The 8,436-nt window shown below is 74.1% G+C and carries 8 protein-coding genes; 2 read left to right on the top strand and 6 right to left on the bottom strand.

Annotated features, from left to right (window positions below):
* On the bottom strand, positions 1–624 hold a 624-nt coding region (locus AB6N24_RS04315), incomplete at its 3' end, for an NYN domain-containing protein (RefSeq protein WP_412868183.1).
* A 121-nt stretch (positions 625–745) separates the two neighbouring features.
* Here AB6N24_RS04315 and AB6N24_RS04310 point away from each other — a divergent pair.
* On the top strand, positions 746–1,894 hold the full coding sequence (locus AB6N24_RS04310) for a zinc-dependent alcohol dehydrogenase (RefSeq protein WP_412868182.1): 1,149 nt from the start codon (positions 746–748) through the stop codon (positions 1,892–1,894).
* Between the two features lie 12 nt (positions 1,895–1,906).
* Positions 1,907–2,482 (top strand): hypothetical protein, encoded by a 576-nt coding sequence (locus AB6N24_RS04305; RefSeq protein WP_412868181.1) that lies wholly within the window; start codon positions 1,907–1,909, stop codon positions 2,480–2,482.
* Positions 2,483–2,549: 67 nt separating this feature from the next.
* Here the strand turns inward: AB6N24_RS04305 and AB6N24_RS04300 are convergent, their stop codons facing one another.
* From AB6N24_RS04300 to AB6N24_RS04280, 5 genes are all read right to left on the bottom strand, one after another.
* The gene (locus AB6N24_RS04300; RefSeq protein WP_412868180.1) at positions 2,550–4,409 is read right to left on the bottom strand and encodes an ABC transporter ATP-binding protein; all 1,860 of its coding nucleotides are present in this window, start codon (positions 4,407–4,409) and stop codon (positions 2,550–2,552) included.
* A complete protein-coding gene (locus AB6N24_RS04295) occupies positions 4,406–5,227 on the bottom strand; it encodes a TetR/AcrR family transcriptional regulator (protein WP_412868179.1) in 822 nt (273 codons plus the stop codon). The genes AB6N24_RS04300 and AB6N24_RS04295 overlap by 4 nt, the downstream gene beginning before the upstream one ends.
* A gap of 47 nt (positions 5,228–5,274) precedes the next feature.
* A complete protein-coding gene (locus AB6N24_RS04290; protein WP_412868178.1) occupies positions 5,275–6,276 on the bottom strand; it encodes a glycoside hydrolase family 88 protein in 1,002 nt (333 codons plus the stop codon).
* 100 nt (positions 6,277–6,376) lie between these two features.
* A complete protein-coding gene (locus tag AB6N24_RS04285) occupies positions 6,377–6,769 on the bottom strand; it encodes an MmcQ/YjbR family DNA-binding protein (protein ID WP_412868177.1) in 393 nt (130 codons plus the stop codon).
* A gap of 78 nt (positions 6,770–6,847) precedes the next feature.
* Positions 6,848–8,398 carry an amino acid permease gene (locus AB6N24_RS04280; RefSeq protein ID WP_412868176.1) on the bottom strand — a complete coding sequence of 517 codons (1,551 nt, stop codon included), beginning with the start codon at positions 8,396–8,398 and terminating at the stop codon, positions 6,848–6,850.
* Between the last annotated feature and the right edge of the window lie 38 nt (positions 8,399–8,436).

Genomic DNA, 8,436 nt, shown 5'->3' with positions numbered 1-8,436 from the left:
GTCGTCGAGCGGCCCCCGGATGAGCGTCCCGAGCCCGACGATGACCGCCCACAGCCCGACGGCGACGAGCTCGGTCGCGGCGGGCGGGGTCACGAGCTCGACGAGCTCGTCGGCCGTGACGACGGTGTCCGCGACCGCGCGGTAGGCGCTCGCGGCCGGGCCGGCGGTGACGATCGTGACCCGCCGGTCGGCGGCCCGGCAGCGCAGCGCGAGCGGCGTGAAGTCGGCGTCGGCGGACAGGATGACGAACTCGTCGTAGCGGGTCTGCGCGCTCAGGGCGTCGACCGCGTCGAGCACGAGGTTGATGTCGGCGCTGCTCTTGCCCTGCTGGGTCAGCGACGGGCAGTCCACGACGCTGAAGCCGGCGCGCGTGAAGTTGGGCCGGAACTGGGAGAACACCGACGGGTTGAGGTAGCACGCGCGCACGAGGAACCGGCGCGTGAAGTCGCCGTCGATGTCGCTGCCCTGCTCCAGGGCGCGCAGCCAGTCGCCGGGGTGCGCGGCGAAGGCCTCGGCCGCCGCGGGGTCGAGCCGCTGCAGCCCGATGTACACGTTGTCGAAGTCGACGAACAGCGCGCACCGCAGGCGCCGGCCGTTCTCGGTGGTCTCGCTGGTCGTCGTCACCCCCGCATCCTCCCCGCCTCCGGGCCTCCGGCGCACACCCGGGTGCTGGACGCGCGTCCCGGGACCCGTCGTGCGAGGGTGAAAAAGGCGATCTCCCGAACCTGACGACGAGGTGGTGCTGATGCGTGCGATGGTCTACCGGGGTCCGTACCGGATCCGGGTCGAGGAGCGTGACGTCCCGGCGATCGAGCACCCGAACGACGCGATCGTGCGGGTGACGCTCGCGGCGATCTGCGGCTCCGACCTGCACCTGTACCACGGGATGATGCCGGACACCCGCGTCGGCACGACCTTCGGCCACGAGTTCATCGGGGTCGTCGAGCAGGTCGGGTCCTCGGTGCAGAACCTGCAGGTCGGCGACCGGGTCATGGTGCCGTTCAACGTCTACTGCGGCTCGTGCTTCTTCTGCGCGCGCGGCCTGTACTCGAACTGCCACAACGTGAACCCGAACGCGACGGCCGTCGGCGGGATCTACGGCTACTCGCACACGACCGGCGGGTACCACGGCGGTCAGGCCGAGTACGTCCGCGTGCCGTTCGCCGACGTCGGTCCGCAGAAGATCCCCGAGTGGATCGACGACGAGGACGCGCTGCTCATGACCGACGCGCTCGCGACCGGCTACTTCGGCGCGCAGCTCGGCGACATCGACGAGGGCGACGTCGTGATGGTGCTCGGCGCGGGGCCCGTCGGGCTGTTCGCGGCGAAGTCGGCGTGGCTCATGGGGGCGGGCCGCGTGATCGTCGTCGACCACCTCGACTACCGGCTCGAGAAGGCGCGGACGTTCGCCCACGCCGAGACGGTCAACTTCACCGAGCACGACGACCTGATCGTGCACATGAAGCGGACCACCGGCCACCTCGGCGCGGACGTCGTGATCGACTGCGTCGGCGCCGAGGCGGACGGGAGCTTCTTCCAGCACCTCACGGGCTCACGGCTCAAGCTCCAGGGCGGGTCGCCGATCGCGCTCAACTGGGCCATCGACTCGGTGCGCAAGGGCGGCACGATCTCGGTGATGGGCGCGTACGGCCCGGTGTTCAGCGCGGTCAAGTTCGGTGACGCCGTCAACAAGGGCCTGACGCTGCGGATGAACCAGTGCCCGGTCAAGCGCCAGTGGCCGCGGCTGTTCGAGCACATCCGCAACGGCTACCTCAAGCCGAACGACATCGTCACGCACCGCATCCCGCTCGAGCACATCGCGGAGGGGTACCACATCTTCTCCGCGAAGCTCGACGGCTGCATCAAGCCCCTGATCGTCCCGAGCGCGAGCTGAGAGGACCTCCCCATGGCCTACACGCCCGAGAAGCCCCCGCTCCCGGAGACGTTCGACGAGCTGCGCGCGCGCATCCCCGGCTGGGGGGTCGACCGCGACCCCCGCGACCGACCCGCGGTGCCGCGCGAGCGCTTCGACCCCGGGGCGAGCGGCGCCCACTGGGAGTTCCCCGAGCGCCAGGAGGAGCTCACGCCGCGCGAGCGGTCGATCGAGCACGCGTCGCTCACGCCCGTGTTCGGCACGGCCGCGCCGCTGCACGGCGTCTCGGGGTCGATCCGCCGGTTCGCGTACGCCCGGTACAGCGAGGCACGGGCGGCGCACTGGCTGCTGCTGCTCGGGGCCGACCGGGTGGACGCCCTCGAGAACGCCCTCGCGTCGTTCGTGACGCTGCGCCCGGACAACCCGGTCACGGAGACGGGGGTGCTGAGCGAGGCGTCGCACCACCCGGTCGCCTCGCGTCGCGAGGGCAGCCGCGCCGACCTCGGGCACCAGGCGCTCGACCCGGTGCTCAACGCGGTGCCGTGGGTCGTCGGCGGGGCGCTCGCGCTCGCGGGCGTGCGGTCGGTCGTGCGGGTGCTGCGGCGCTGAGCGAGCGCGGGCCGCGTGCTCGGCCTCCCGAGCAGCGCGCCGGGACCACGGCGTCCCCGAGCGGCCGTCAGACCGGATCGGGCTCCGTGCTGATCCGCAGCGCCGCCACCAGCTCGCGGTAGAGGTCGTCCGTCGCGAGCAGCTCGGCGTGCGTCCCGGTCGCCCGGACGCGGCCGGCCTCCAGCACCACGATCTGCTGCGCGTCGATCACCGTCGACAGCCGGTGCGCGATCGTGAGCACCGCGTGCTCCCGGCCGACGCGGTCGATCACGTCCTGGATCGCCGCCTCGGTGAGCCCGTCGAGCTGCGCGGTCGCCTCGTCGAGCAGCAGCACGTCGGGCTCGCGCACGACGGCCCGGGCGAGGGCGACCCGCTGGCGCTCCCCGCCGGACAGGCTCGTCGCGGACACGACCGTGTCGAGCCCGTCGGCGAGCGCCCGCACGCGGTCCCCGAGCCGGACCGCGTCGAGCGCGCGCCACACCTCGTCGTCGGTCGCGTCGGGGTAGCGGATCACCACGTTCTCCCGGAGCGTCCCGGACAGCAGCGGGGTCTCCTGCTCGACGTACGCGAGGCGCGAGCGCACGGCGTCGATGCTGAGGTCGGCGAACGGCACGCCGTCGAGCCGCAGCGACCCGCCGGTCGGGTCCACGAAGCGCAGCAGCAGCGAGAACGTCGAGGTCTTGCCCGCGCCGGACGGCCCGACGATCGCGGTGTGCCCGCGGCGCGGCACGGCGAGCGACAGCTCGTGCACCGCGGGCGCGTCCGCGCCCGGGTAGGTGAGCGTCACCTGGTCGAGCTCGAGCACGGCCGGGGACGCCGCGCCCGCCGGCAGGGTGCCGCCGGCGTGCACGTCCTCGATCTCGATGCCCTCGGTCTCGCGGATCCGCGCGGCCGCCGCCACGCCCGACTGCAGCTGCGTGAACGTCTGGGTCAGCGTCGTGATGGGGTCGACGATGTTGAACGCGTAGAGCAGGAACGCCACGAGCGTCGAGACCGCCAGGGCCCCTGCGTCGACGCGCCACGCGCCGATCGCGAGGATCGCGATGATCGCGAGCTGGATGCCACCGCCCGCGATCGACCACGCGACCGCGGTGATCCAGACCGCGCGCACGCTGTGCCGCGCCGACTCCTCGGCCTCGTGCACGATGCGGTCGACCTGACGCTCCTCGGCGCGGCTGGCCTTCACGGTCCGCAGCGCGCGCAGGCTCGTCTCGAGCACCGAGCCGAGCTGGCCCACCGACGCCTGGGCGGCGCGCTGGGCGACCCCGATCTTCGGCAGGAGCAGCCCGAGCAGCACCGCGACCACCACGATGGCCGCGAGCGTGCTGAGCAGCAGCGGCAGGTCGAGCACCGCCATGAGCACGACCGTCCCGACCAGCGAGACCAGACCGTTGACGAGCTGCACCGCGCTCGACGACGCCGCCTCGCGGAGCAGCACCGTGTCGGACGTGATGCGCGTGACGAGCTCACCGGTCGGGCGCTCCGTGACGTCCCCGAGCCGCCCGCGCAGGAACCGGTGCACGAGCGAGGTGCGCGCGTCGAGCACGACCTGCTCGGCGAGGCGCCCGAGCAGCACCCACTGCGCGAGCCCGCACACGAGGCCCAGGAGGAGGAGCCCGACGAGGATCCCCACGGGGCGCGCGAGCGAGGCGCCCGTGCCCAGGGTGTCGAGCACCCACTTCGTCGCGAGCGGCATGGCGAGGGTCGCAGCGGTCGCGCCGAGGCCGAGCACGATCCCGACGGCGACGACCCGCGCGTGCGGACGGACGAAGCCCCACAGGACGCGCAGGTTCTCCCCGCGCAGCGGGACCTTCACCTCGGTCGCCTCGGCCGTGGCCGTGGCGGTGCCGGCGGCGGAGGTGCCGGTCCGTGCGGCGGCGCCCGCCCCTGCGGCGTCCTCGCTCCCGCTCGTGCGGTCGACGCTCATGACGCCGCCCGCGCGACGCGCGCCGCGACCCCGTCGAGCAGCAGCGCGAGGCCGGTGCGGAACGTCTCGGTCGCCTCCTGCTCGAGGTACGGCACCGACTCGTCGTCGAGCGTGAACGCGCCCTCGCCGGCGAGGCGGGTGACCGTCGGGAACCGCGTGTCGAAGTCCGTCGCGACCTGCTCGAGCAGGGCCGAGCGCTCGTACCACCACGCGTCCTCGGCGACGCCGGTCGCGGACTCCGCCTGCCGCGTCTCGGCGACGGTCTGCGCGACCCCGCCGACGAGCTGGAACAGCGCGCTCGCGAGCCGGCGCAGGTCCTTCGGCGGCAGCCCCGACCCTTCGACGGCCGCGAGCAGGCCGTCGAGCTGGGCGTACTGGTGGGGTCCGAGCAGGGGCCGCGCGGGGGAGACCTGGAGCACCCACGGGTGCCGGAGGTAGAAGGCCCAGGTCGCGTCCGCCCACGACTCGACGCGCTCGCGCCACGTCGCGCCGGGGTGCGTGCGCGGGAGCTCGGCGTGGGCGGCGTCGTGCATGAGGTCGACGAGCACGGCCTTGGTGGGGACGTGCGTGTAGAGCGCCATCGCTGTGCAGCCGAGGCGCTCGCCCACCGCACGCATCGACACCCCGGACAGGCCGCGCTCGTCGGCGAGAGCGATGGCGGCGTCGACGACGGCGTCGACCCCGAGCGGGACGGGCGCCGACCCGCGTCCCGGCGGTGGGCTCGAGGTCGTCGCCGTCGCCGAGGGTGCGCCGCCGGGCGCGCACGGCCGCCACAGGAGCGGCATGGCACGGGCCGCGCCGGCCGGAGATGCGTGCACGATGCTCCTTACGCCGTAAACCGTGAACTATACGGTGTAAAGAGGAGTCACGACAAGGCTCGGCCGCCCGACCTCGTCGCCGCGGCGGTCGCCAGCAGGAAGAACGACTGCGCCTCCGCCGACGTGCCCGGCCGGTCGAACCGCGGCGCGCCGCACACCGGCGTGACGAACCCGCGGGCGTCGACGCGTGCGCGCGCCGCGGCGACCAGCGAGCGACCCACGGACGTGTAGGACGCGGGCAGCCACCCGTCCGCGACGCCCGTGAGCACCGCGTAGGCGAGCATCTGCGCGAGGTTCGTCTCGGAGAACGTCGACGCGTCCGTCACCACGTCGTGGAAGACGCCGTCCTCGTCGCGGTGCTCGAGGCACGCGTCGATCACGCCGCGTGCGTGCGCGGCCGCGGCCGCGCGGAACCCGGAGACGTCGGGCGCGGACGAGTCGTCCATCAGGTGCAGCGCCCGCGCGATCCCCGCGACGACCCAGCCGTTCCCGGTGCCCCACGGCGCGGCGAGCGTCAGCCGCGCCGTGTCCTCGTCCCACCGCGCCGAGTACAGCCCGGTCGCGGGGTCGAAGAGCCGGGTGCGGTGCCCGGCGAGCTGCCGCGCCGCCTCCTCGACCTCGCCGGCGAGCACGAGCAGCGGCACGACCATGTACACCGAGTCGACCCACACCTCGCGCGTGCCGACGAGGTGCAGCATGGTGCCGTCGGCCGCTCGCGGCGCGTCGCGGACGATCCACCGGACCTGGCGGTCGAACGCCTCGCGCAGCAGCGCGTCACCCGTGCGCTGCGCCGCGCGCAGCACCGCCTCGCCGTTCGCCGCGGAGTTCACGATGCCACCGTCCTCGATCTCGGCGAGCTTGCCCTCGGCCGTCTGCCGGGTCACGGCGTCCCGCGCCACGACCTCGGCGAGGCCGGTCAGCCCGAGGTCGAGCAGCGCGTGGCTCGCGACGCCCTGCTCCCAGGACTGCCGCTGCATCGCCAGCAGCGCCCCGAGCACGCGCCGCTGGTCCGGGTCGAGCCGCGCCCAGGCCGCCGCGTCGTCGTCCACCGGTCCGCCTCCGTCCGTCGCCTGCCGACTCCCTCCGATCCTCGCCGGGACCGGCTCCGGGGGCGCGGCGACGGGTCGGCGCCCGGGACCGGACCGCGGCTCACGGCGACGCGGGCGGGTTCTCGGCGAGCCACCGCCGGCGCAGCGTCACGGGGGCGCGCGCGAGCCACGCGTCCGTCACGACCTCGGCGAGCTCCTGGGGGTCGAGGGCGTCGAGCCGCCCCAGCACGAGCGGGTAGCCGTCGAAGTGCGGCGTGGTGAACCAGACCTCGGGCTCGCTCGCGAGCAGCGCCTCCTTCGCGCCCAGGTCCTCGACCCATGCCCCGAGCGGGGCCTCCGCCGGTGCGCGACCGCCGAGCGCGGCCAGGTCCGCGGCGCGCAACGGGCGCTCGAACACGAACGCCCGGCCGCGCACGGCCCAGTGGCGCTCGGGCTGCTCGGTCGTCTCCGGCAGCGTCCCGGCGCAGCGGCGCACGTCCGCCCAGGTGGCCATGGACCGACGGTACGCCGGGGCCCTGACACGCGGTCGTCGTGCGGCTGCCCGCCGTCGCCGGGCGACGCGCGACGGCGCTCAGCGTGCGGGGCGCTCACCCTCGCCGGGGACCGGCGCCGCGCCGCCGCCGACCGTGCCGGCGCCCGTCGTGCTCGGGGCGCCCGTCGTGGACGCTCCCGCCAGGCTCCGCCCGAGCCGGCTGTGGCGACGGCCGTACAGCACGTAGATCACGAGCCCGACGACCATCCACACGAGGAACCGCAGCCACGTCTCGAGCGGCAGGTTGATCATGAGCCAGCCGCACGCCACCACCCCGAGGATCGGGATCACCGGCGCCCCGGGGGTCCGGAACGCGCGCGGCAGGTCGGGGCGCGTGCGGCGCAGCACGAGCACGCCGAGGCACACCACGACGAACGCGAACAGCGTCCCGATGCTCACGAGCTCGGACAGCGCCGAGAGCGGCACGAAGCCCGCGAGGACCGCGACCGCGCCCGCGACCACCACGGTGATGAGCCACGGCGTGCCGAACCGCGGGTGGACGCGCGCGAGCGACGGCGGCAGCAGGTGGTCGCGCGACATCGCGAAGAGCACGCGCGTCTGGCCCAGCATGAGCACGAGGATCACGCTCGTGATGCCCGCGACGGCGCCGAGCGCGATGAGCCGCGCCGCCCAGGTGATGCCGACCGCCTCGAACGCCTCGGCGAGCGGGGCGCCGGTGTTGAGGTCGCCGTACGGCACCATCCCGGTGAGGACGAACGCCACGGCCATGTAGAGCACCGTGCAGATCGCGAGCGAGCCGAGGATGCCGCGCGGCATGTCGCGCTGCGGGTTCTGCGTCTCCTCGGCGGTCGTGGCGACGATGTCGAAGCCGATGTACGCGAAGAACACGACCGAGGCCGCGGCGACGACCCCGAACGCGCCGAAGTGGGTCGGCTCGAGCCCGAGGAACGCCTGCACGATCGGCTGGTGCAGCACGCTGCCGCCCGTGCCCTCCGCCGCCTGCGCGGGCGGGACGAACGGCGAGTAGTTGGCGGTGTCGACGTACATCGCGCCGAGGCCGATCACGAACAGCACGACCGCGACCTTGATCACGACGAGCACGCCCGTGAACCGGCTCGACGTCTTCGAGCCCCGGATCAGCAGCAGCGCCAGCACGACGACGATCGCGATCGCCGCGAAGTCCGGCCGTGCCGCGTCGCCCGCGAGCCACGGCGGCAGGTCGAACAGCGACGCGAGGTACGCCGACCAGCCGCGCGCGACGACCGCGGCGCCGAGCATGAGCTCGAGCAGCAGGTCCCACCCGATGATCCAGGCCACGAGCTCGCCGAGCGTCGCGTAGGAGAACGTGTACGCGCTGCCGGCGACCGGCACCGTCGAGGCGAGCTCGGCGTAGCAGAGCGCCGCGAGACCGCACGTGATCCCGGCGAGCAGGAACGACAGGACGACCGCGGGACCGGCGTTGGTCGCGGCCTGCTGACCCGTGAGCACGAAGATGCCGGTGCCGATGATCACGCCGACGCCGAACACCACGAGGTCCCACGCCCGGAGGGTGCGCTTGAGCCGGTGGCCCGGCTCGTCGGTCTCGGCGATCGACTGCTCCACGGTCTTCACTCGCCAGATGCCCGCCATGGGGACCCCCGCTGCTGCGCTCGCACGTGTCTTCCCGG

This window comes from Cellulomonas jepli (assembly GCF_047229345.1).
Lineage (GTDB): Bacteria > Actinomycetota > Actinomycetes > Actinomycetales > Cellulomonadaceae > Cellulomonas_A.
This window is presented reverse-complemented; position numbering and strand designations above follow the sequence as displayed.

What these genes read in the sequence shown, in the direction of transcription:
- AB6N24_RS04280 (WP_412868176.1), bottom strand. Translation starts at nt 8,398, where the DNA reads ATGGCGGGCATCTGGCGAGTGAAGACCGTGGAGCAGTCGATCGCCGAG.
- AB6N24_RS04305 (WP_412868181.1), top strand. Translation starts at nt 1,907, where the DNA reads ATGGCCTACACGCCCGAGAAGCCCCCGCTCCCGGAGACGTTCGACGAG.
- AB6N24_RS04310 (WP_412868182.1), top strand. Translation starts at nt 746, where the DNA reads ATGCGTGCGATGGTCTACCGGGGTCCGTACCGGATCCGGGTCGAGGAG.
- AB6N24_RS04300 (WP_412868180.1), bottom strand. Translation starts at nt 4,409, where the DNA reads ATGAGCGTCGACCGCACGAGCGGGAGCGAGGACGCCGCAGGGGCGGGC.
- AB6N24_RS04285 (WP_412868177.1), bottom strand. Translation starts at nt 6,769, where the DNA reads ATGGCCACCTGGGCGGACGTGCGCCGCTGCGCCGGGACGCTGCCGGAG.